The organism is Exiguobacterium sp. s121, from assembly GCF_018617245.1.
Classification (GTDB): domain Bacteria; phylum Bacillota; class Bacilli; order Exiguobacteriales; family Exiguobacteriaceae; genus Exiguobacterium; species Exiguobacterium profundum.
This window is the reverse complement of the sequence record NZ_JACSJV010000001.1, coordinates 992,190-1,012,563: the sequence shown is the minus strand read 5'-3', so window position 1 is coordinate 1,012,563 and position 20,374 is coordinate 992,190. Positions and strand designations below refer to the sequence as shown.

Below are 20,374 nucleotides of genomic sequence, written 5' to 3'. Positions count from 1 at the left end.
CGTGTCACCGAGGTCAATGATTTCGTTTCACTACAAATGATAGCATCTCAAGAAGCAACGGCGCTGGAACTGAAAGTGATTCAATTGCAGCGTGTGCCGCTCCCACTTCTTGCTCAAGAGCTTGCTTCGCTCCCTCTAAGCCGAGAAGCTTCGGATAAGTCGTCTTGTCATTCAATTCATCTGAGCCGACGCGTTTTCCGATTGTTTGTTCATCTCCGACGACATCGAGGATATCGTCTTGAATCTGAAAAGCGATGCCAAGATGACGTCCGAACTGTTTGAGGTGCATCCGATCTTCCACCGATGCGCCCGCCAAAATCGCACCGGCTTCAAGTGCATAGACGAGTAGCGCACCTGTCTTCCGTTCATGAATGGATTTGAGCTCTTCAAGTGTGACGTCGTTCCGCTTTTCAGCCAGCATATCATCCAACTGGCCACCGACCATACCTGAGCTACCGGCCGCCAATCCGAAAATACGAATAATCTCGACGACATCTAGCGCAGGGAGTGGCATCTGTGTGAGAATACGGAATGCGTCCGTCAATAAGGCGTCCCCAGCCAAAATAGCGGTCGCTTCATCAAACTGACGATGATTGGTCGGTCGTCCACGACGAAGATCGTCATCATCCATGGCCGGCAAATCATCATGGATGAGTGAGTATGTATGAACCATCTCTAAACTCGCCGCCACCTCTCGTCCTCGCTCGAGTGACATGCTATACGTTTCAAGGACGGCATAGACGAGAGCAGGACGAATGCGTTTCCCGCCAGCCTCTAAAGAATACGTCATTGCGTCTCGTAATCGTTTCGGCATCTCACTCGACTCAATGAGTTCCTGCATCGCCAGTTCGACGGTCCGTTTCCACTTGTTCAAGTCATCGGTACGGTTCATGCGGATCCTCCTTTTTCACGAAGCGTCCCATCAAGTTCTAAAATTTCATCCATTTTTTTCTCGGCGGCAGAGAGTTTTGTCTGGCACAATGCAGACAAGCGGACACCTTCCTCATATAGGGTCATCGCTTCCTCTAATGGGACATCACCGCTCTCGAGTTGCGCGACGATCTGTTCGAGGCGCTCGAGCGCCGCCTCAAATGTCTGTTCTTTCTTCGTCACCGACAATCCTCTCCTTCACCTCAGCGATTGCATGACCATCCCGAAAACGAATCGAGACATCACCATCGCGTAATTGTTTCACGTTCTGCACATAGATCCCATCTTGTTCGATGAACGTATATCCACGTGACAAGACGGCGAGTGGACTGACTGCATGCAATCGTCCAACCTGTTGTGCAAATTGAAGCGTTGCTTGTTCTAATGGCTTCGTTCGACGGAGTCGCTCGACCATATGATTGACTTCTTCCCCTTGCTTGGACAACGTTTTTGAAAATCGTTTTACATCTAGCTGCTGTGACAACTGACGGAGCTGATGAGTGGCTTGGGTGAGATGTCGCCTCATCCCTTGCTCGAGACGGATTTCCGACTGGGCGAATCGTTCCCGTTTCTGAGATATCGTGTACCTCGGTGATTTTAATCCATAGCTATTGATCATCCGTTCCACACGGGTTCGCGAATCATCCAATTGGTCTCTGACGGCTTTGTGCAGATGGTTATCCAAACGTTCTACATCTTTTCGCTGCGCATCAATCATCGCGGTAGCGAGTTCAGCCGCCGCTGTCGGAGTCGCAGCCCGAACATCGGCAACGAAATCCGAAAGCGTAAAGTCTGTCTCGTGACCGACAGCAGAAATGATGGGAATCGTGGACGCATAGATTGCCTCCACCACAACATCTTCATTAAATGCCCAAAGCTCCTCGATAGAACCACCACCGCGACCGACAATGAGTACATCACAATCGGTGCGTTCGTTCATCCAGCGAATGGCAGAAGCAACTTGTGGAGCCGCCATTTCGCCCTGTACAGCAACAGGGGCGAACGTAATCGCCACATGTGGCGCACGACGTCGAAGTGTGGTTGCGATATCGTGTAGCGCTGCACCTTTTGGAGACGTCACGATTCCAACGCGCTCTGGAAACGTCGGGAGCGGGTGCTTCCGCTCCTCGTCGAACCATCCCATCTCCTCTAATTCACGCTTTCTCGCCTCATATCGCTCAAACAATAGACCGATTCCGTCTTGTCGCATCAATTCGACATATAGTTGGACATCTCCCGTAGCCTCATACATCGTCACCTTTGCGACGGCGATGACTTTCATTCCATCTTTCGGTTCGAATTGAAGTTGTTTGGCATCGCGAGAAAACATGACAGCTTTCATCCGAGACGCGTCATCTTTCAACGTGAAATAACAATGACCGGATGAATAACGTTTGAAATTTGAGATTTCACCGATGACCGCGACTTGTCGAAGCAATACATCATCATCAAGTTGTCGCTTCACATATCGAACAACTTCAGAAACCGGAAGTGGATTAGCCACGTGATGCAACCTCGACCGTATTATGCATGAGCATCGTGATGGTCATCGGACCGACACCACCCGGAACAGGGGTGATGGCACTCGCCTTCTCCTTAACAGCTTCATAGTCCACGTCACCGACTAGACGACCTTCGACCCGATTGACTCCGACATCGATGACAAGCGCGCCTGGTTTGACCATGTCTGCTGTGACTAAACCAGCGCGTCCGACAGCGACAATCAAAATGTCCGCTTGGCGTGTCATCTCACCGAGGTCAGCTGTTTTTGAATGACAATATGTGACCGTTGCTGATTCATTCAAGAACAACATGCCTACCGGTTTACCGACAATCTGACTACGACCGACGACGACAACGTGCTTTCCGGCGATCTCGGTCTGTGTTTTTGCGAGATGCAAGATGCCGTGCGGCGTGCACGGGAGTAGCGTATCAAGTCCGAGCATCATCTTCCCAACATTCTCAGGATGAAAGCCATCGACGTCCTTTTCTGGGGAGATGCGCATGATGACTCGTGATTCGTCGATGTGTTTCGGCAGAGGGAGTTGCACGAGAATCCCGTGAACTTCTTCATCCGCATTCATCAAGTCAATCAAGTCAAGCAATTCCTTCTCGCTAATCGTCTCATCAAAACGGAGTACTTGTGAATCGATTCCGATTTCTTCTGCCGCCCGTTCCTTCCCGCGTACATAGCTATGACTTGCTGGGTCATCCCCAATCAACACGACTTTCAGTTTCGGTACGATGCCACGTGCGCGAAGTGCTGCCACACGTTCTTTTAACGTTTCTCGATATGATGCTGCCACTTGTTTCCCGTCGATCACTACTGCCATCTCTCTCATCCCCCGTTGTCTTTAGGTTTTTCTGTAGTTGGTCTGGTGTCTTATCTCTATTTTTTTAGTCTTCTTTAATGATGTTACCGAGTACGCCATTCACGAGTTTGCCGGCTTCTTCGTCCGCGAACGATTTCGCGAGTTCGACCGCTTCGTTGATGGTGACGTTTTCTGGAATCGTCTCGACGTATAACAATTCGAACGTTGCCATTCGAAGAATCGTACGCTCGACGTTTCCGAGGCGATCTAACCGCCAGTTTTTCAAGTTTTCAACTAGTAACGCATCGATATCTTCAATATGTTCTAGCGTCCCTGTGACGAGTTGTTCGTAAAACGGATCAGACTCTTCTCCATCCAATGCGAACTCGATTGCTTCGTCCACCTCTAATTTAGATACTTCGATTTGAAAAAGCGTTTGAATCGCTTTCTCTCGTGCTTCATGACGTTTCATTCAGTTACTCTCCTTTTACATGCTTTCATTGTGATAGTTTAGCATAAAGCACTCATAAATTCAGTACAAAAAACCAGGAAACCGAAATAATGTTCGGGCTTCCTGGTTCATGTTATTTTGCCAATGACATTTCTTTTTCAACGAATTTCGTATCGAACGTACCGATGCGGAACTGCTCATGTGCCATGACTTGTTGATGAAACGGAATCGTCGTTTTAATTCCCGAAACCGTAAACTCATCCAAAGCACGCAACATTTTCAGAATGGCCTCATCACGCGTTGGTGCATGAACAATCAACTTCGCTACCATCGAGTCATAGAACGGCGGGATCATCGCTCCTGCATAGAGTCCGCTATCGACACGGACACCCATACCGCCTGGAACGATATATTGGTCAATCTTCCCTGCCATCGGACGGAAGTCCATAAATGGGTCCTCCGCGTTGATTCGACATTCGATGGAATGTCCTGAGAACGTAATGTCCTCTTGTGAGATGGCAAGCGGATGTCCGAGCGCCACTTCAAGCTGCGCTTGAACGAGATCGAATCCTGTGATCATCTCGGTGACGGGATGCTCGACTTGGATCCGGGTATTCATCTCCATGAAATAAAACTCGTTTGATTCTGGAACGTAAATGAACTCGATTGTTCCCGCTCCCGAGTACTGAATGGCTTTTGCCGCTTTGACGGCAGCATCCCCCATCAATTGACGTGTCGTTTCATCAATCGCAGGTGACGGCGCCTCTTCAACTAGTTTTTGCATGCGACGTTGGATTGTACAATCACGTTCACCTAAGTGAATGACGTTACCGAATTGGTCGGCAAGAACCTGCACTTCGACGTGACGGAACGACTCGATGAACTTTTCGAGATACACGTCACCATTCCCGAACGCCTGCTTCGCTTCTTTACGTGTCGCGACCAATCCTGAAACGAGTTCGTTCTCGTCTCGAGCGACGCGAATGCCACGTCCTCCACCGCCGGCTGTCGCCTTGATGATGACCGGATAGCCCATCTCACGCGCGAGTTCCATCGCTTCTTCGTCTGTGACGACACCACTTGAACCTGGAACGACAGGAACCCCTGACTCGATCATCGTTCGTTTGGCTTCATCCTTGATTCCCATTTTGCGAATCGCATAGCTGCTTGGGCCGACAAATTGAATTCCACACGCCTCGCACATCTCAGCGAACTCGGCATTTTCAGCCAAAAAGCCGTAACCCGGATGTACCATCGTCGCATCCACGGCGCAGGCGACTGATAAAATATTTGGGATATTCAAATAGGAGTCCTTCGATGGATTCGGACCGATGCAATAAGCCTCGTCAGCCAAATGAACATGTAACGCTTCACGATCTGCCTCAGAGAAGACAGCGACCGTCGGAATATTCAATTCTTTTGCTGCACGTATGATTCGAACCGCGATTTCCCCGCGGTTAGCAATTAATAATTTCATAACGACCTCACTTCACGCTGAAGAGCGGTTGACCGAATTCGACGAGATCGCCATCGGCGACTAACACCTCTACGATTTCGCCACTGATTTCCGCTTCGACATCGTTAAACAGTTTCATCGCCTCTAGAATACAAACGATTTGTCCTGACTCGACACGATCGCCGACGTTCACGAACGCTTCTTTATCCGGGGCCGGACGTGAATAGAACGTTCCAACCATCGGAGAGGTGATAGTACGATAAGACGCCTTTTCTTGCGTCGGTTCTTCTGTTTGTTCATTTACTTGAGGAGCAGGCGCAGGCGGTGCGAATGCTTGTGTCTGCATGATAGGCGCGCTCACTGTTTGTTGCGCTTCTTTCTTTAATGACAGTTTGAAATCAGATGTTTCAAGCTCCATTTCATGGACTGATGATTGGTCCAATAATTGAATAAGCTCTTTAATTTGATCGATTTGCATCTTTCTTACCCCCTGTTTATACCTGGTACTAATCTCTCCTTCACTATAACTGGTCAGACCAATGAATGCAACGAGAAAAAAAGAGCGCCCATTCATTCGAATGAGCACTCGTAAGGATTAACCGTTATAACGACCCATGAACTCTCCAGTACGTGTATCGACTGTCACTTTTTCACCTGGTTCGATGAAAAGTGGCACTTGAATGACATGTCCTGTTTCCACTGTCGCGTTTTTCTTCACGTTCGATGCCGTGTCACCTTTTACGCCTGGGTCTGCTTCGACGATTGTCAAGACAACGCTCGTTGGAAGCTCGATTCCAAGAATCTCCCCTTCGTAGTCCGCGATGCTGACTTCCATGTTCTCAAGCAAATATGGAAGTGCTGATTTGACTTGAGCGCTTGTCAATTCAAGTTGCTCGTATGATTCATTGTCCATGAAGACATACGTGTCGCCCATTGGATAAAGATATTGCATGCGTTTACGCTCGATGTGTGCGCGTTCGATTTTTTCTCCACCACGGAACGTCGTTTCTTGGATTGCACCGTTACGCAAGTTACGCATTTTCGTACGAACGAATGCCGCTCCTTTACCCGGTTTTACGTGTTGGAACTCGATGACTTGCCAAATCGAACCGTCAGACGTTTTGACCGTCAATCCTGTTTTTAAATCGTTAACTGATACCATATTGATTTCCTCCTAAATTCAGATGAAGCTTATGCCTCGATCGTAATTAACTCTTTTGGCGACTGTGTCAGACGGTAGCATCCGTCTTCTGTGATGACGACATCGTCTTCAATCCGGCAACCACCGACACCGTTGATGTAAATACCCGGCTCGATCGTTACGACCATACCAGGTTCGAGCACCGTTTCCGAACGGAACGATAATCCTGGGGCCTCATGCACTTCCATTCCAAGACCATGTCCTGTCGAGTGGCCGAAGTACTCGCCATATCCAGCTTCTTTAATAATATCGCGTGTCAATGCATCCGCTTCAATGCCAGTGATTCCGGCACGTGTGCCTTCTACACCAGCAAGTTGGGCACGAAGTACCGTATCGTAGATTTGACGCAACTCATCCGAAATCGGACCGATTGCAAGCGTACGCGTGATATCTGAGCAGTACCCTTTATAGTAAGCACCGAAATCAAGCGTAACCAATTCTCCAGATTCGATGACTTTATCACTTGCCACACCGTGTGGTAGCGCCGAACGGAGACCCGAGGCGACAATCATGTCGAACGATGACGAGTCAGCACCTTTTGAACGCATGAACATTTCGAGTTCGTTCGCGACTTCTCTCTCGGTACGACCAGGACGAATGAACGTCTGGATATGGGTGTACGCCGCATCAGCGATTGCCGCAGCTTCCTTCATAATCTTAATCTCTGATTCATCCTTAATCAAGCGCAGTTTTTCTACGATTCCAGACGTTTCAATAAGTTGAGCGTCGACATCTTTTTCATAGGCACGATATTGCCCCACTGTCATCGCATCCTGCTCGATGCCAAGGCGCTTGATGGATTCACGGGACACGACATCTGCTACCGACTTGATGAGTGATGTATCAAGCTCAATGATGTCGTACCCTTTTACTTGATCGTTCGCTTGTTCCGTGTAACGGAAGTCCGTGATGAAACTTGCCGAATTCGACGTGATGACGATGACACCGCTCGACCCGGTGAAACCAGATAAGTAGCGGATATTCTCACGTTTTGTGACGAGTAATGCATCAATCTCGTTTTTTCCTAACTGTGCTTGCAGTTTGTTTACGCGTTCAATCATGTCGATTCCTCCAATGTTCGATTAGTGCATGCAGCGCTAACGTATAGCTCGTGAGTCCAAAACCGGTAATGACACCGATACAGACGGCAGCAAGTTTCGACTCATGCCGAAAAGCCTCGCGTGCATGCACGTTCGAGATATGTACTTCAACGACTGGGGCAGCGATAGCGGATATGGCATCCCGGATCGCGATTGATGTATGCGTATAGGCACCTGCATTCAATATGACACCCTCATAATCAAAAGCGTCATGTAGCGCATCAATTAAATCTCCCTCATGATTCGATTGTTTAAAGGTGAGTTCGACGTCTTCTGGAGCGCGCAGCATCAGTTCTGCCGCCAAACCTTTCAACGACACCTCGCCATATACATTCGGTTCACGACGACCCAGTAGATTTAAATTCGGTCCATTTAAAACTAAAATCCGCAACCTTCTTCCCCCTCGTTCGTCAAGTCTCATCTATTGTAACAAATTTATCGAAAGAACGTGAATCGAGCCTTCTGCCCTTTCGTTTTTTTTACAAATCACGGTATAATTCAAGTACAACATTTGAAGAATCGAGGAAAGTGAATGAATTCCAAACCAACCATCCCAGTCGGGGGACAGGCGCTCGTAGAAGGCGTCATGTTTCAAGGCCGCTCTGAAAGCGCATCTGCCATCCGGCGAAAAGATGGCTCGATTGAAACATTCGAGCAAGCACGTATTCTTGTCCCTTGGGTCCAATCTTTAAAAAAAGTACCTTTCTTGAGAGGGATTGTCGCGCTGTATGAATCGTTAAAGAACGGTTCTGCACATATGAACTTTGCGAGCGATCGATATGATGTCGATCCAAGTGAAGATACGAACACGAACGAAGACCAAAAACAGAGCATATGGATGATTGCCTTCATCGCAATCGTCGGTGTCATCTCGTACGTTTTTGGTAAATTGATTTTCAATGTGACGCCAGCACTTCTCGCGGCCATGTTTCAAGACGTACCTTTATTTTCCGGACATGTGATTCAAAACCTCCTTGAAGGGGGAATAAAATTAGTATTGTTACTCAGCTACCTTTACTTGATATCATTGACGCCACTCATTAAGCGTGTCTTCCAATATCACGGCGCTGAGCATAAAGTCATCAATTGCTATGAGTCCGGGCGTCCGGTCACGGTTGAACAAGTACGCCAAAGCTCGCGATTGCATTATCGCTGTGGCTCAAGCTTCATTTTATTCACCGTCTTCGTCGGGATTGGCGTTTACATGATTGTGCCAATCGATCCGCTCTGGTTGCGACTCATCAGCCGAATCGCGCTATTGCCGGTCGTCATCGGAATCTCATTTGAAGTCCTGCAGTTTACCAATCGTTTCCGCGACCATCGCTTTCTGTCATTCCTTGGCAAACCGGGCCTGTCGCTCCAATTATTGACGACACGAGAGCCAAATGATGAGCAGATTCAAGTCGCGATTGAAGCATTTGAGACATGGGAACGAAAAGAGTTAGGAGAATCGGTCATTCATAGAGAGGGATAAGAGGAGGAAGCACCATGATCAGACAAAGAGTCGGTTCGATCGCTGCAACAATCGTGTTTATCCTTGGCTTCATCGGGGTCGGGCATATGCTTGCCACCGATCCAGGTCGCCTGTTTAGACAATTGTTGTTCATCGGGATATTCGGGTTAGTCTTTTATGTGATCTATCGCGTCTTCATGGCACCACGCATGTCTGCAGAAGATGCACGCTATCGTAAAACCGCGCAAGCCTCAAAAAAACGAATGCAGGGAAGTCGTGGTCCTCAAGTCAAACCTTCCGCTTCCGCTAAAAACCGGAAAGGGAAGAAACCTGGTTCGAACGTCACCAAGTTATCTAAACGTTCAACCGTACATCGTAGCAATCCTCCACACCTAACAGTGATTGAAGGTAAAAAAGGGAAGAAGAAAAAGAAAGCAAACATGTAAAAGGAGCGCCACGGCGCTCCTTTTTATGTTGTTTCTACATATCCGATATATGGCAGATTCCGATATTGCTCCGCGTAATCGATTCCATACCCGATGACGAACTCATCAGGAATCTCGAATCCGACATAGTCTGCGTCCAACTGAACGAGTCGACGCGCCGGCTTATCGAGAAGCGTACAAATTTTCAACTGTTTCGGTTGATGGAGCTCCATATGTTTACATAAGAATTTCAACGTCTGTCCCGTGTCGATGATGTCCTCGATAATGACAACATACTTTCCTTCCACATCTAAATCCAAGTCCTTTCGAAGTTGCACACTCCCACTCGAGACCGACTTTTTCCCGTAAGAAGACGTCGCGACCGTATCGAGCTGAACGCTCCCTTTCATGTATCGCATCAAGTCTGCCGCAAAGACCATCGAGCCTTTTAATACGGCGACGATCACAATCGGTATCCCCTCTGCATCGTTCTCAATCTCTTCAGCCAATTCTTTCACACGTTTTTGAATCTGCTGTTCATCAAACAGTTTTCCTTTAATTTGAATCTCCATTTATCCGGCGAATGTTCGCCGTCACCCCCTATCTATTCAATCCACGATTCATCTTAACATAATGACGACTAAAAAATATACATTCTAAGATAAATATGAATGTTTCGTTCGTATTTTAGCGATATTGAGCAAAATAAAAAGCATCAATCGAGTTAGATTGATGCTTTTCACATATTATTCTTCTGAAGCTCGTTCTTGTTCCCGAAATTCTCTAAATTGATTCATGAGTTCAGGCTTATCTTCAAAAAATTCCACAAACTGTGTCATGCAGTCGAGCGTGTTCGAACTGAGATGGTGTTCGATACCCTCGACATCCTCGTACACATCTGCTTCATCTACTCCGATTAGACGTAAAAAAGACTCGAGCATCGCATGACGCTCGACCAATCGCTTCCCTACTTTTTGACCCTTTTTTGTAAGCATGAGACCACGATACTTTTCATACACAAGATATTCTTCACGGTCCAACTTTTGAACCATTTTGGTGACAGAGGAGGGATGGACCCCTAAATGTTCCGCAATATCAGATACACGCGCATAGCCTTTCTCTGACATCAATAAATAAATACGTTCTAAATAATCTTCCATACTCGGCGTCGGCATGGGCACGACCTCCCCTAATGTTCCGGTTTCCATTCCTTATTTTATCCTAATTAGAATGAAATCGAAAGGGAAAGCCCCGATTGATTGAGTCAATCATTGTCTCATGACCTTAATTTCATTATAATGAGATATGGTAACTTTGAAAGAGAAGGGAAGAACATCTATGGGACTCGAAACAATCCTCGTCATCCTCCTATGGGTTGCCTTGATCGCCTACATCGTATGGCGTTTCATGCCAGCTCGCGGGTTGAAAAAAATGAAACAAGAAGAATTCCGTGCCTCACTCCGTAAAGGTCAGTTAATTGACGTGCGTGAACCGAACGAATACAAAGGTGGACATATCGTTGGTGCCCGGAATATCCCGGTCGGCCAAATGAAACTACGCATGAAAGAACTGCGTAAAGATCAACCGATTTTAATTTACTGTCAAGGTAGTTCACGTTCAAACCAGGCGGCTAAACTCCTCATGAAGAACGGATACAACAATATCTACATGCTCGAAGGCGGCTTCAAGAACTGGAAGGGCAAGATTAAAAAAGCATAAAAAAACGGGCGGGTCGATACAATCATCGACTCGCCCTTTCTTTATTTTACAGATGACGCCTCACGACGCTCATATTTCAAGACCGGTTTACGGGCAGCGAGTGTCTCGTCCATCCGTTTAACGACCGTCGTATGAGGAGCAGTCTGAACGATTTCCGGATTCTCTTCCGCCTCTCTGGCAATTTGGAGCATCGCATCACAGAACGCATCGAGCGTTTCTTTTGATTCTGTCTCTGTCGGTTCCACCATGATACATTCCTCGACATTTAATGGGAAATAGATTGTCGGTGGGTGGTAACCGAAGTCAAGAAGGCGTTTAGCGATATCGAGTGTACGAACACCAAGGGCTTTTTGACGCTTCCCTGACAAGACAAATTCGTGTTTGCAATACGTATCATATGGCACGTCGAACGCATCTTTTAGTCGCGCAAACATATAGTTGGCGTTGAGGACCGCTTCACGGGATACCCGCGTCAATCCTTCTGCGCCCATTGTCTTAATATAGCTGTACGCTCGAACGTTGATCCCGAAGTTTCCATAGAATGGTTTGATTCGCCCGATTGAATGTGGTCGGTCGTAATCGAGACCATATCCATCATCTGTTTTCGTCACAATTGGAGTCGGTAAGAATGGAATCAAGTCACGCTTCACCCCGACTGGACCTGAGCCTGGACCTCCGCCGCCGTGAGGCCCTGTGAACGTCTTATGCAAGTTCAAGTGGACGACGTCAAAGCCCATGTCCCCAGGACGTGCGATTCCAAGAATCGCGTTTGAGTTCGCGCCATCATAATACAGCTTCCCGCCAGCTTCATGAACGACTTTTGAGATTTCAAGGATATCCGCTTCAAATAGTCCAAGCGTATTCGGGTTTGTCAGCATGAGAGCAGCCGTATCCGCTCCAACTTTTGACTTCAAATCATCCAAATCGACGAGACCGCGCTCATCCGACTTGACGGTCACCGTCTCGAATCCAGCAACGACTGCGGACGCCGGGTTTGTCCCGTGCGCCGAATCTGGTACGAGTACTTTCGTACGAGCCGTATCCCCATTACGCTCATGGAACGCTTTAATCAACATAAGCCCCGTCCATTCCCCATGGGCACCTGCCGCTGGTTGGAGTGTGACTTCGTCCATCCCCGTGATTTCAGCGAGTTGCTCCTGTAAGTCCACCATGAGTTCGAGCGCACCTTGAATCGTCTCAACCGGTTGCAACGGGTGAATATGTGCAAATCCAGGAAGACGAGCCATATCTTCGTTCACTTTCGGATTATATTTCATCGTACACGAACCGAGCGGATAGAAGCCTGAATCGACCCCATGGTTTCGAGTAGACAGAGACGTGTAATGGCGAACGACATCAAGTTCAGACACTTCTGGAAGTTCCGCCGCCTCTTTCCGAATCATCGTAGCCGGTAACAACGTCTCAAGGTCAACCTCCGGGACAGTCGGTGTCGGCAAATTATATCCAGTTCGTCCTTCACGTGATACTTCAAAAATTAGCGTTTGCTCGTGTTGCATTATTTCATCCCCCCAACCACTTCGACAAACTGATCAATCTCTGCTTTCGTGCGCAATTCCGTCGCGCAAACCAACATTTGTGTCTGACGCTCCCCTTCATACGTACCAAGCGGTAGCCCACCGATCATGCCGCGCTCGAGTAGATGGCGCGATACTTCTTCTGCATCACGTCCAAAATCCACGACGAACTCATTGAACATTGGTCCTTCGTCCACGATGTTGAATCCTGCAGTTTTTAACGCTTCTTTCATATAATGAGCGGTTTGAATATTCCGAACAGCCATATCACGAATTCCGTATTTCCCTAGAGCGGACATCGTGATTGAAGCAGCCAATGCATTAAGTGCTTGGTTTGAACAGATATTGGATGTCGCTTTATCACGGCGAATGTGCTGTTCCCGCGCCTGAAGCGTCAACACGAATCCGCGTTTGCCGTCCTCATCGACCGTTTGACCGACTAGTCGGCCCGGTAGTTTACGCATCAAAGATTTTTTGACCGCGAAGTATCCACATGACGGTCCACCAAAACTTTGCGGAATACCGAATGGCTGTGCATCTCCGACCGTGATGTCCGCACCGAGTGCTCCTGGTGACTCAAGAATCCCGAGGGCGAGCGGGTTGCTCGAAACGACGAATAGCGCGCCGGCTTCATGAGCCAATTCTGCTAATTTTTCTAAGTCCTCAATACGACCGTAGAAGTTTGGATATTGTACGACAAGACACGACGCATCCGTCAAATCGAGGTCAGATACATCCGTCACCCCGTTCTCCACATCTGTGTAATCAACGGATAGACCTGGTCCGTCAGCATACGTACGGATTACATCCTTCGCTTCAGGATGCACTGCACCGGAGACGACGACACGTTTTTTCTTCGTCTGCGCGCTCGCTAGGTAAGTCGCCTCAGCGAGAGCAGTGATTCCGTCGTACATCGAAGAGTTCGCGACGTCCATCCCTGTCAATTCACAAATCATTGTTTGGAATTCGAACATCGCCTGAAGTTCACCTTGTGAAATCTCAGGTTGATATGGCGTATACGCCGTATAGAATTCAGAACGCAAAAGCATGTGGTTCATCACACTCGGCGAAAGATGGTCATACATCCCTGCTCCAAGGAAGCTCGGGTATGATTTCGTATGTTTGTTTTTATCAGCTAACTTCGTCATATGACGAACGAGATCAACTTCCGGAAGCGGAGCCCCGATTGCCGCTAATGATGCTTGTTCGCGAAGTGTTTCTGGAATATCTGAAAGAAGCGCTTCGATTGAATCGACGCCGATTGTCTTTAACATGTCTCGTTCATCTTGTTCGGTCATCGGTAAATAACGAAATTCCATTCTGTTCATTCTGAATCCCCCTGTATCATTTCGTTCGTTTATAGAAAGGTGTCGGTACGCGTTCGGCTTCAATCTTTTTGCCACGGATGTCGATGACAAAACGCTCTTCATCTTTGTAACGTGCATCGACTCGTGCCCATGCGATTGATTCATTTACAGTCGGAGGTATCGTACCGGTCGTGACAACGCCGATTACATTCCCATCCAATTCGACTTGCGCCCCTTGACGGGCAATCCCACGACCTAACAATCTCAATCCAATCAATCGATTCGGAATGTTTTCTTTTTGAGTGACGAGTGCTTCCTTACCAACAAAGTCAGTATCTAGCTTGACGGCAAAGTTGAGATTCGCTTCGAATGGTGTGATCGACTCATCCAATTCATGACCGTAAAGCGGCAAGCACGCTTCGAAACGTAATGTATCGCGTGCGCCCAGCCCACATGGGGTAACACCCTCGGCTTCAAGCGCTTCCCAGATGGCAGAAATTGCTTCTGCTCGAGCATAAATCTCGAAGCCATCTTCCCCAGTATACCCACTTCTAGAGATGATCGATGGCACACCCGCCACGTCACCGTTCATGAATTTGAAGAACCCGATTTCGTCGAGTGCAACATTTGTGATGCTTTGAAGAACAGATTGTGCATTCGGTCCTTGAATCGCAATCTGACCATACTCATCAGATTCATTTGTCACAACCACGTCTCCCTTAACGTGCCGACGAATGTGCGCTTCATCCTTTTCAATATTTGAAGCATTGACGACGAGCCAATAAGCGTCCTCATCTAATCGATAGACAAGCAAATCGTCCACCACACCGCCGTCTTTGAGACAGAGAAGATTATACTGGGCTTGACCAACTTTAATCTTCGAGATATCATTCGTCACCAAGTTTTGAACTTGCTCAAGCGCGTCCGGCCCTTCGATTCGAATTTCTCCCATGTGAGATACATCAAACATCCCCACGTTTTGACGTACAGCCAAATGCTCTTCTTTAATCGAAGAGAACATAATCGGCATTTCAAATCCCGCAAAATCAACCATCTTCGCCTTCGGTTCGATTAATTCGAACAAAGGCGTACGTTTCAAAGTAACCTTTTCCATAATATCCCCCAATCCCGAACATAAAATGCTTTTGTTTTTGAAATCTTTCGTTTTCCATTCCACTTTAACAATTTTTATTCCTTCTGCATAGGTAAAAAGGCGAAAAAGAAAAAGGATGAAAAACGAAAACGTTTTCATCCTCATTATTTCATATTTTCGACTCGGTGGAAACGTCAGAACGTTCAATTCCAGCTGTCCGTTTGATTTCATGGGTTAGCTCAACGGCAGCTTGCTTTAATTCAATCGATTCATTCTTCGCATTGATCCCAAACTCTTTTATTTGAGTAACAGATCGATTGACCGCATCTACGTGTCCCTTGATTTCATTGACCTGTTGACCAATCACGTCTGCCCGAATTTTAAAACGTTCCGTCAGACGATTCAAACGACCAAATTCTGGTTTCATCTTGTTTTTGAACAAGAGATAACCGTATATCCCAAGTCCGATTAATGAAAATACGATGATGGCGAAATTAATCCAGATCATACTTTTTCCCCCTTTATACGGATGATTTGCTTGGCGATGTCTTCAGGCGGTTGAGATGCATCGATGGATACACTCGCTGTTCGATATAATCGATCGCGTCGTTGAAACAACGTCTGAACATCCTCCCGTCCTTTTTTAACAAGTGGTCGTGCAGAATCTTTGATTCGTTCCCAACACATGTCGAACGGAAGATTTAAATGGATCATCGTACCACGTTCTCGCATCCAACGTATATTTTCAGAGCGCTCCACCACTCCGCCACCTGTCAGGATATAGTCAGCAGTGACTTGTTGCAGTACTGTTGATTCAACATCACGAAACGCAGACTCACCATAGCGGTCAAAATATGTAGCGATCTCCATTCCAGTCATGGACTCAATGACTAAATCAAGATCGATGACCTCCCCATATTCTTTTAGAAACGAGAATAAGGTAGATTTACCTGTACCCATAAACCCCACGATATAAAACGGGTTATCATTCATAAACCATCACCTCTTTATGCCGTTCGCCGGATGTTAACACAATGTCCACTTCAGTACGATTAGGTGCAATCGGACGACACGTCAGAGTTCCCGTCGGTTTATGCAACGTTAACGGTCGTTCAGCGCAACGCTCCTTCGCCAGTAACAAATGCGATTCAAAACGAATCGCTAAGATTTCCTCTGACAGTCGCCTCGTCGTTCGTTCCACATCAGTATACCAAAATAACGCGGCGCCGAGTAACCAAACAACAATGGTCAAGGTGATGACGAGAAAGAAGCCTGCTTCATGCACATGACATGCCGCTCTCTTCTGAACGATGAATCTTTCCATGAGATTCGAAATCCCTTTCCGACCGTTTCGACATGATACTGGTCGATTCCTCTTAAAAAGAGTAAGTTTCCTCCTCCATCTCCGACCATAACCAAATTGCCATTTACTTGTTTGATCGTCCATGACCATCGCTCCTCATCCGATTTGACGAAATCACCCCGTAACCATCCTTCGTCAACACGACAGTTCTCGCTATCCATCAGACGGCGCACAATCAGTTGAGGTGTCGTATGATGATTCCATTTAGGCTGTTCATAAAGATGTTGACCGAGCGTGAGCAGTTCCACTAAAAGAAAAAGAAACATGGGAAGGATCAGCAAAACGAACGTCATTTCAATCATCGTAAAGCCTTTTTCATAATGTCGGCAGACAAAATCCTTTCTCACACACTTGCTCACGCCCTGTCGGTTCAGTGGCTTCAAGCAGAACCTCTCCTTGTAATCGTTCATAGATGAACAGCGTATCACTCAACCGTTGGATTCGTTCGTTCCCCTGCATGACAAATGATGTCAGAATGAAAATCCACCCCATGACCACCGCAAGACTGACACTTAGCTCCCATAATGAGAAACCCGATTCATCCACTTTCACGAATAATCACCTCCGGTTCATAAGTCCCGATTCGAAATTTGAGCGTCACCGATGTCTTTCCACTGACGAATTTCCACTGTCCCGCATAAGAAGCTGTCGCTTGTGAAAAGGTCAAAGTGTTGTACGTCGGAAGATATACATCCACACCATCAGGAACATCAACCTCCCTGACTACCTCTCGCCCACACACAATCAGATAAGTTTGTTGTTTCGAAATCCAAATCAATCGTGGTACACAATCTCCCTCTTCTGAAATATAGGGAAATTGCCCAGCTTCTTGAATATTTGCTACCAATGAGTCCGTAAAATTGTAGAGCTCCATTCGTTCGAACGGTCTCGTACTCGGTGCACTGATCAATAGTAAGAACGACAGCACGACAAGTACCCAAGTCATTTCGACCAAGGTGTAGCCTTTCATTGTTTTTTTAAGGAGCCGTCAGTCGGTGAATACGTATAGGCCGAGGATTGACAGCTATAAACGAGTGGATCTGCAGCCGACGCACGCTTAATCACTTCTAACGTTTCAGGATAGGCTTTATGTTCCGCGTAATGCAAATTGATTTCAGATTCAACGATTCGAACACTACCTTCGCAACTCACTTGATCAGCACGAGATTTCCCGTCCGACAAAGAAGGGACAAGTAACAAGAGAAGAACTGATATAATGAGTAATACTGCCGCCATCTCAACTAATGTGAACCCACGCTCTTCCTTCATTTCATCTTTCTCCTTTCACAATTGAGCCATAATGAGTTTGACCGGTAAATAGAGTGTGTAAAAAAGAACACCAATCATGACACTGAGGATGCCGTATAAAGACGGTTCAATTTTCTCAATCAACCCCCGACAATATTGCTCCATCTCTTCGAATACTAGATCTCGATGAAGAGACATCAATTTACCAAGTTCCCCACTCATCGAACCCACACCTAATAGACTCACGACCTCATGATCGATAAACGGTTCACACCTCGTCGCCGCTTCAATCCCTTCACCTTCAGACATGCGATGGTGAATTCGCTTGGCCATCTCTGCCATTTCTCCCTCTTCCTCGGCTAGCCGACTGATAATCTGCCTAATATTCGTTTCAGTATGTTGGAGCAAGGACAACTCACTTACAAACACATAGGTCATATAGAGTGTTTTCCCACGTCTCCATACGTAAAAAGGGAGCTCTACTCCTCGACGATGGAGTCCATATATGAGAACCGCGATTGCCACGAATATAGAAAACAGTACAGGAAAGAACCAATTCGACAATAGAATCGACCCCACACCGCCATGCGACGAGACATCTACCATCCCCATTAATTTCGGGAAAATGTATAAGGCATAAATCATGCCTAATGCAAGTAGGATGAAGAAGATAATCAACGGATAGCGAATTAGCCTCCGCAGCTCCTGCTTTAACCGTTGTCGCATCTCGAGCACCATCGCCACTTGCGACAATCCATCCATGAATCGTCCATTGCGGTCCGCCGTATGTAAAATCTCTTGCATCTGCCGATTCGTGATTAAGATGGAAAATACTTCAGACAAACTCACACCCGCTTCTAGACGAATCCTCATCTCTCGAATACAATCTTTCATTTTTCCCTTCTCATGAAGTTCAAGCGTCTCCATGGTCACTTTCAATGACACACCTCGTGATTGTAGACGAAGAAAACGATGAATCAGTCGGATTGATGGGATTATCGGAACGTCGACCATTCGCAAGTCACCTCTTGATTTCGAGTCAGTACACACCAATGTCTTTCCACGGTCGCCTTACCAAGAAGTTGCATCAGCCGCTTTTCCCCATCCTGAATCGATGCAGTATGAAAGGTTGTAATCGTCAAATGGCCACTGAGCGCCGCATCGTATGCGACCATCAATTCTTCATCTGTCCGCACCTCGCCAATCACGATGATATCCGGGTCGGCGCGAAGCGTCTCTTTCAACAAGTGTCGATGGCTGAGTCCAGCCTTAGCATTCACTTCCAGCTGAATGACACCATCGACCATTTGTTCAGGAGGATTTTCAATCGTCACAATCCGATCATGCTTCAGCTGATTCAACAGGGCATACAGTACCGTCGTCTTGCCTGCTCCGGTAGAACCCCCTATAAAGAAAAGACCATGATGTGATGCCACGACTTTCTGAAATCGTTCCACATCGTGTGATTGTAACAGGTGCTGGAGTTCAAACGTGTCATGCGGAATGCGCCAAGACATTAACGTCTGGGCGAACGACGGGAGAAAGGTCACCCGGATGACATCTTGATTCAATTCATAGACCCCGGATTGTGGAATGCGTTGATTAGATTCAGGTAGTGAACACCAATATCGCATATGATATGTAAGGCGATCATACAGCTCGGCATCCATCGATTGAAGCGCAGCAAGCTTACTAGCAGAACGGACTTGAACCTTTACTTGGTTTGCATCGGGTATAAAATGAAGATCACTCGCACCGATTTGACGTGCTGCATCTACTAAATCCTCAATGAGTTCCTTCATCTCGTTCACCTCGATACAAGCATAAAAAAAAGCCCACTATGTTGAAAGTGGACTTGTTTTATGAAACTTGAACCGCTGCAGTGTTGTGGCGACGTGCATATGTTTCGATTGAAACCTTGTCATATCCGACAATCACTTCTTTTCCATCAGTTAAGATTGGACGCTTCAAAAGTTTTGGGTTTTCGCTCATCAGCTTCAGAAGCTCGCTTAATTTCAAATCCTCCACGTCAACATCAAGTTGTTTGAAGGCCTGGCTTCGCGTCGCAAGGAGAGAGTCGACTCCTTCCTCACTGATTGCAAGGAGTTGCAACAATTCATCAACTGTTGGTGCATCTCTGAAAATGTGACGCTCACTCACTTGAAGTTCTTGTTCCTGTAAAAACGCTTTCGTCTTCCGACAAGAAGTACAGCTTGGATACGTGTAAAACATTAGTTCTGATGCCATTTTTATGTTCCTCCCTCATTCAACTTTCACTTCGCTCATTTTGTATAAGTTGATTATACATCTCTATACCCCATTTGTACATGTTTTGTGCAACTTTTTTATAAATTTTGTACAACTTTATTTACCGAAATGATTTCACATATTTTTCACGATTATTTTGCTCAATTATCACGTTTCCATAGCATTTTTTCGAATGTGTTGGTAAAATAGTGAATGAGAATGGAATAATGCACGTATGGGGGGATTAACATGGCAAGAATGTTTCGTGTCCTAGGCTTTTGGACTGGACTAGTGGCGGCACTTGCTTTCGTAGGCGCACTAGGCGGCGACCAAAGTAGTAGTGAACATACTGGCGACTTTATCGTTATGGGACTTGTCTTCTTAGCACAAACGATTTTCTTCGTCGCTCTTGGTTACTTAAAACTAACTGAAAAAACGTATGTATATGTCTTTGGTGCGTATTTGACAATTTTTTTCGTTGTCTTTACGTATTGGAGCAACTTCCAAATGTAAAAAAAGATTGTCTCGCCGGAG

The 20,374-nt window shown here is 46.7% G+C and carries 29 protein-coding genes; 4 read left to right on the top strand and 25 right to left on the bottom strand.

The window, feature by feature from the left end; genetic code table 11:
* Positions 1-13: 13 nt before the first annotated feature.
* The 10 genes from KOG47_RS05165 to aroQ form a co-directional block, all read right to left on the bottom strand.
* The gene (locus KOG47_RS05165; protein ID WP_214690770.1) at positions 14-892 is read right to left on the bottom strand and encodes a polyprenyl synthetase family protein; all 879 of its coding nucleotides are present in this window, start codon (positions 890-892) and stop codon (positions 14-16) included.
* Positions 889-1,113, bottom strand: coding sequence for an exodeoxyribonuclease VII small subunit (xseB, locus tag KOG47_RS05160; RefSeq protein WP_012726571.1), 225 nt, complete (start codon positions 1,111-1,113; stop codon positions 889-891). The genes KOG47_RS05165 and xseB overlap by 4 nt, the downstream gene beginning before the upstream one ends.
* Complete coding sequence (xseA, locus tag KOG47_RS05155) at positions 1,088-2,434, bottom strand: exodeoxyribonuclease VII large subunit (protein ID WP_215243841.1); 1,347 nt, start codon at positions 2,432-2,434, stop codon at positions 1,088-1,090. The genes xseB and xseA overlap by 26 nt, the downstream gene beginning before the upstream one ends.
* On the bottom strand, positions 2,427-3,263 hold the full coding sequence (gene folD / locus KOG47_RS05150) for a bifunctional methylenetetrahydrofolate dehydrogenase/methenyltetrahydrofolate cyclohydrolase FolD (RefSeq protein ID WP_196430850.1): 837 nt from the start codon (positions 3,261-3,263) through the stop codon (positions 2,427-2,429). The genes xseA and folD overlap by 8 nt, the downstream gene beginning before the upstream one ends.
* A gap of 64 nt (positions 3,264-3,327) precedes the next feature.
* Positions 3,328-3,714, bottom strand: a complete 387-nt coding sequence (gene nusB / locus KOG47_RS05145) for a transcription antitermination factor NusB (RefSeq protein WP_078147109.1) — start codon at positions 3,712-3,714, stop codon at positions 3,328-3,330.
* Positions 3,715-3,826: 112 nt separating this feature from the next.
* Positions 3,827-5,170 (bottom strand): acetyl-CoA carboxylase biotin carboxylase subunit, encoded by a 1,344-nt coding sequence (gene accC, locus KOG47_RS05140; RefSeq protein ID WP_214690767.1) that lies wholly within the window; start codon positions 5,168-5,170, stop codon positions 3,827-3,829.
* 7 nt (positions 5,171-5,177) lie between these two features.
* The gene (accB, locus tag KOG47_RS05135) at positions 5,178-5,627 is read right to left on the bottom strand and encodes an acetyl-CoA carboxylase biotin carboxyl carrier protein (RefSeq protein WP_012726576.1); all 450 of its coding nucleotides are present in this window, start codon (positions 5,625-5,627) and stop codon (positions 5,178-5,180) included.
* Between the two features lie 117 nt (positions 5,628-5,744).
* Entirely contained in the window at positions 5,745-6,311 is a 567-nt protein-coding gene (gene efp, locus KOG47_RS05130) for an elongation factor P (RefSeq protein ID WP_012726577.1), read from the bottom strand.
* Between the two features lie 29 nt (positions 6,312-6,340).
* The gene (locus KOG47_RS05125; RefSeq protein WP_214691267.1) at positions 6,341-7,408 is read right to left on the bottom strand and encodes a M24 family metallopeptidase; all 1,068 of its coding nucleotides are present in this window, start codon (positions 7,406-7,408) and stop codon (positions 6,341-6,343) included.
* Positions 7,404-7,841 (bottom strand): type II 3-dehydroquinate dehydratase, encoded by a 438-nt coding sequence (gene aroQ / locus KOG47_RS05120; RefSeq protein WP_374193975.1) that lies wholly within the window; start codon positions 7,839-7,841, stop codon positions 7,404-7,406. The genes KOG47_RS05125 and aroQ overlap by 5 nt, the downstream gene beginning before the upstream one ends.
* Positions 7,842-7,982: 141 nt before the next feature.
* Between aroQ and KOG47_RS05115 the strand changes: the two genes are divergently transcribed.
* Both KOG47_RS05115 and KOG47_RS05110 read left to right on the top strand, forming a co-directional pair.
* Positions 7,983-8,924 (top strand): DUF1385 domain-containing protein, encoded by a 942-nt coding sequence (locus tag KOG47_RS05115; protein WP_214690765.1) that lies wholly within the window; start codon positions 7,983-7,985, stop codon positions 8,922-8,924.
* 14 nt (positions 8,925-8,938) lie between these two features.
* Positions 8,939-9,349 carry an SA1362 family protein gene (locus KOG47_RS05110; RefSeq protein ID WP_159562465.1) on the top strand — a complete coding sequence of 137 codons (411 nt, stop codon included), beginning with the start codon at positions 8,939-8,941 and terminating at the stop codon, positions 9,347-9,349.
* A 23-nt stretch (positions 9,350-9,372) separates the two neighbouring features.
* Here the strand turns inward: KOG47_RS05110 and hpt are convergent, their stop codons facing one another.
* Both hpt and mntR read right to left on the bottom strand, forming a co-directional pair.
* Complete coding sequence (gene hpt / locus KOG47_RS05105; RefSeq protein WP_159562466.1) at positions 9,373-9,900, bottom strand: hypoxanthine phosphoribosyltransferase; 528 nt, start codon at positions 9,898-9,900, stop codon at positions 9,373-9,375.
* Positions 9,901-10,074: 174 nt separating this feature from the next.
* Entirely contained in the window at positions 10,075-10,503 is a 429-nt protein-coding gene (gene mntR, locus KOG47_RS05100; RefSeq protein ID WP_159562467.1) for a transcriptional regulator MntR, read from the bottom strand.
* A gap of 163 nt (positions 10,504-10,666) precedes the next feature.
* Here mntR and KOG47_RS05095 point away from each other — a divergent pair, with 163 nt between their 5' ends.
* Positions 10,667-11,047, top strand: a complete 381-nt coding sequence (locus KOG47_RS05095; RefSeq protein ID WP_012726584.1) for a rhodanese-like domain-containing protein — start codon at positions 10,667-10,669, stop codon at positions 11,045-11,047.
* Positions 11,048-11,088: 41 nt separating this feature from the next.
* Here KOG47_RS05095 and gcvPB read toward each other — a convergent pair whose 3' ends face one another.
* From gcvPB to KOG47_RS05030, 13 genes are all read right to left on the bottom strand, one after another.
* Entirely contained in the window at positions 11,089-12,564 is a 1,476-nt protein-coding gene (gene gcvPB / locus KOG47_RS05090) for an aminomethyl-transferring glycine dehydrogenase subunit GcvPB (RefSeq protein ID WP_196430853.1), read from the bottom strand.
* Positions 12,564-13,901 carry an aminomethyl-transferring glycine dehydrogenase subunit GcvPA gene (gene gcvPA, locus KOG47_RS05085; RefSeq protein WP_215244185.1) on the bottom strand — a complete coding sequence of 446 codons (1,338 nt, stop codon included), beginning with the start codon at positions 13,899-13,901 and terminating at the stop codon, positions 12,564-12,566. The genes gcvPB and gcvPA overlap by 1 nt, the downstream gene beginning before the upstream one ends.
* Positions 13,902-13,926: 25 nt before the next feature.
* Complete coding sequence (gene gcvT, locus KOG47_RS05080) at positions 13,927-15,003, bottom strand: glycine cleavage system aminomethyltransferase GcvT (RefSeq protein WP_215243840.1); 1,077 nt, start codon at positions 15,001-15,003, stop codon at positions 13,927-13,929.
* 148 nt (positions 15,004-15,151) lie between these two features.
* Positions 15,152-15,490 (bottom strand): hypothetical protein, encoded by a 339-nt coding sequence (locus KOG47_RS05075; RefSeq protein ID WP_074036691.1) that lies wholly within the window; start codon positions 15,488-15,490, stop codon positions 15,152-15,154.
* Entirely contained in the window at positions 15,487-15,975 is a 489-nt protein-coding gene (locus KOG47_RS05070) for a shikimate kinase (protein ID WP_214690763.1), read from the bottom strand. The genes KOG47_RS05075 and KOG47_RS05070 overlap by 4 nt, the downstream gene beginning before the upstream one ends.
* Complete coding sequence (locus tag KOG47_RS05065) at positions 15,968-16,267, bottom strand: hypothetical protein (RefSeq protein WP_143180238.1); 300 nt, start codon at positions 16,265-16,267, stop codon at positions 15,968-15,970. The genes KOG47_RS05070 and KOG47_RS05065 overlap by 8 nt, the downstream gene beginning before the upstream one ends.
* Positions 16,231-16,647, bottom strand: a complete 417-nt coding sequence (locus KOG47_RS05060) for a hypothetical protein (RefSeq protein ID WP_215243839.1) — start codon at positions 16,645-16,647, stop codon at positions 16,231-16,233. The genes KOG47_RS05065 and KOG47_RS05060 overlap by 37 nt, the downstream gene beginning before the upstream one ends.
* A gap of 13 nt (positions 16,648-16,660) precedes the next feature.
* Positions 16,661-16,897, bottom strand: a complete 237-nt coding sequence (locus tag KOG47_RS05055; RefSeq protein WP_074036688.1) for a hypothetical protein — start codon at positions 16,895-16,897, stop codon at positions 16,661-16,663.
* Positions 16,884-17,291 carry a prepilin-type cleavage/methylation domain-containing protein gene (locus KOG47_RS05050; RefSeq protein WP_236548985.1) on the bottom strand — a complete coding sequence of 136 codons (408 nt, stop codon included), beginning with the start codon at positions 17,289-17,291 and terminating at the stop codon, positions 16,884-16,886. The genes KOG47_RS05055 and KOG47_RS05050 overlap by 14 nt, the downstream gene beginning before the upstream one ends.
* Before the next feature lie 20 nt (positions 17,292-17,311).
* The gene (locus tag KOG47_RS05045) at positions 17,312-17,614 is read right to left on the bottom strand and encodes a prepilin-type N-terminal cleavage/methylation domain-containing protein (RefSeq protein ID WP_074036684.1); all 303 of its coding nucleotides are present in this window, start codon (positions 17,612-17,614) and stop codon (positions 17,312-17,314) included.
* A gap of 15 nt (positions 17,615-17,629) precedes the next feature.
* Positions 17,630-18,607, bottom strand: coding sequence for a type II secretion system F family protein (locus KOG47_RS05040; protein ID WP_215243838.1), 978 nt, complete (start codon positions 18,605-18,607; stop codon positions 17,630-17,632).
* Complete coding sequence (locus tag KOG47_RS05035; RefSeq protein WP_215243837.1) at positions 18,589-19,395, bottom strand: ATPase, T2SS/T4P/T4SS family; 807 nt, start codon at positions 19,393-19,395, stop codon at positions 18,589-18,591. Before KOG47_RS05035 ends, KOG47_RS05040 begins: the two co-directional genes overlap by 19 nt.
* Before the next feature lie 58 nt (positions 19,396-19,453).
* Entirely contained in the window at positions 19,454-19,840 is a 387-nt protein-coding gene (locus KOG47_RS05030) for a Spx/MgsR family RNA polymerase-binding regulatory protein (protein WP_012726596.1), read from the bottom strand.
* Positions 19,841-20,089: 249 nt separating this feature from the next.
* Between KOG47_RS05030 and KOG47_RS05025 the strand changes: the two genes are divergently transcribed.
* On the top strand, positions 20,090-20,353 hold the full coding sequence (locus KOG47_RS05025; protein ID WP_012726597.1) for a DUF2626 domain-containing protein: 264 nt from the start codon (positions 20,090-20,092) through the stop codon (positions 20,351-20,353).
* Positions 20,354-20,374 lie beyond the last annotated feature (21 nt).

Bases quoted from the DNA above. Each gene is read 5' to 3' on its own strand.
- KOG47_RS05075 (WP_074036691.1), bottom strand. From the start codon at position 15,490: ATGATCTGGATTAATTTCGCCATCATCGTATTTTCATTAATCGGACTT.
- KOG47_RS05165 (WP_214690770.1), bottom strand. From the start codon at position 892: ATGAACCGTACCGATGACTTGAACAAGTGGAAACGGACCGTCGAACTG.
- KOG47_RS05070 (WP_214690763.1), bottom strand. From the start codon at position 15,975: ATGAATGATAACCCGTTTTATATCGTGGGGTTTATGGGTACAGGTAAA.
- folD (WP_196430850.1), bottom strand. From the start codon at position 3,263: ATGGCAGTAGTGATCGACGGGAAACAAGTGGCAGCATCATATCGAGAA.
- gcvPB (WP_196430853.1), bottom strand. From the start codon at position 12,564: ATGCAACACGAGCAAACGCTAATTTTTGAAGTATCACGTGAAGGACGA.
- KOG47_RS05025 (WP_012726597.1), top strand. From the start codon at position 20,090: ATGGCAAGAATGTTTCGTGTCCTAGGCTTTTGGACTGGACTAGTGGCG.
- accB (WP_012726576.1), bottom strand. From the start codon at position 5,627: ATGCAAATCGATCAAATTAAAGAGCTTATTCAATTATTGGACCAATCA.
- hpt (WP_159562466.1), bottom strand. From the start codon at position 9,900: ATGGAGATTCAAATTAAAGGAAAACTGTTTGATGAACAGCAGATTCAA.
- KOG47_RS05095 (WP_012726584.1), top strand. From the start codon at position 10,667: ATGGGACTCGAAACAATCCTCGTCATCCTCCTATGGGTTGCCTTGATC.
- KOG47_RS05040 (WP_215243838.1), bottom strand. From the start codon at position 18,607: ATGGTCGACGTTCCGATAATCCCATCAATCCGACTGATTCATCGTTTT.
- gcvT (WP_215243840.1), bottom strand. From the start codon at position 15,003: ATGGAAAAGGTTACTTTGAAACGTACGCCTTTGTTCGAATTAATCGAA.
- gcvPA (WP_215244185.1), bottom strand. From the start codon at position 13,901: ATGGAATTTCGTTATTTACCGATGACCGAACAAGATGAACGAGACATG.
- KOG47_RS05035 (WP_215243837.1), bottom strand. From the start codon at position 19,395: ATGAAGGAACTCATTGAGGATTTAGTAGATGCAGCACGTCAAATCGGT.
- KOG47_RS05115 (WP_214690765.1), top strand. From the start codon at position 7,983: ATGAATTCCAAACCAACCATCCCAGTCGGGGGACAGGCGCTCGTAGAA.
- mntR (WP_159562467.1), bottom strand. From the start codon at position 10,503: ATGCCGACGCCGAGTATGGAAGATTATTTAGAACGTATTTATTTATTG.
- accC (WP_214690767.1), bottom strand. From the start codon at position 5,170: ATGAAATTATTAATTGCTAACCGCGGGGAAATCGCGGTTCGAATCATA.
- nusB (WP_078147109.1), bottom strand. From the start codon at position 3,714: ATGAAACGTCATGAAGCACGAGAGAAAGCGATTCAAACGCTTTTTCAA.
- KOG47_RS05045 (WP_074036684.1), bottom strand. From the start codon at position 17,614: ATGAAGGAAGAGCGTGGGTTCACATTAGTTGAGATGGCGGCAGTATTA.
- KOG47_RS05030 (WP_012726596.1), bottom strand. From the start codon at position 19,840: ATGGCATCAGAACTAATGTTTTACACGTATCCAAGCTGTACTTCTTGT.
- KOG47_RS05050 (WP_236548985.1), bottom strand. From the start codon at position 17,291: ATGACTTGGGTACTTGTCGTGCTGTCGTTCTTACTATTGATCAGTGCA.
- efp (WP_012726577.1), bottom strand. From the start codon at position 6,311: ATGGTATCAGTTAACGATTTAAAAACAGGATTGACGGTCAAAACGTCT.
- KOG47_RS05060 (WP_215243839.1), bottom strand. From the start codon at position 16,647: ATGATTGAAATGACGTTCGTTTTGCTGATCCTTCCCATGTTTCTTTTT.
- KOG47_RS05110 (WP_159562465.1), top strand. From the start codon at position 8,939: ATGATCAGACAAAGAGTCGGTTCGATCGCTGCAACAATCGTGTTTATC.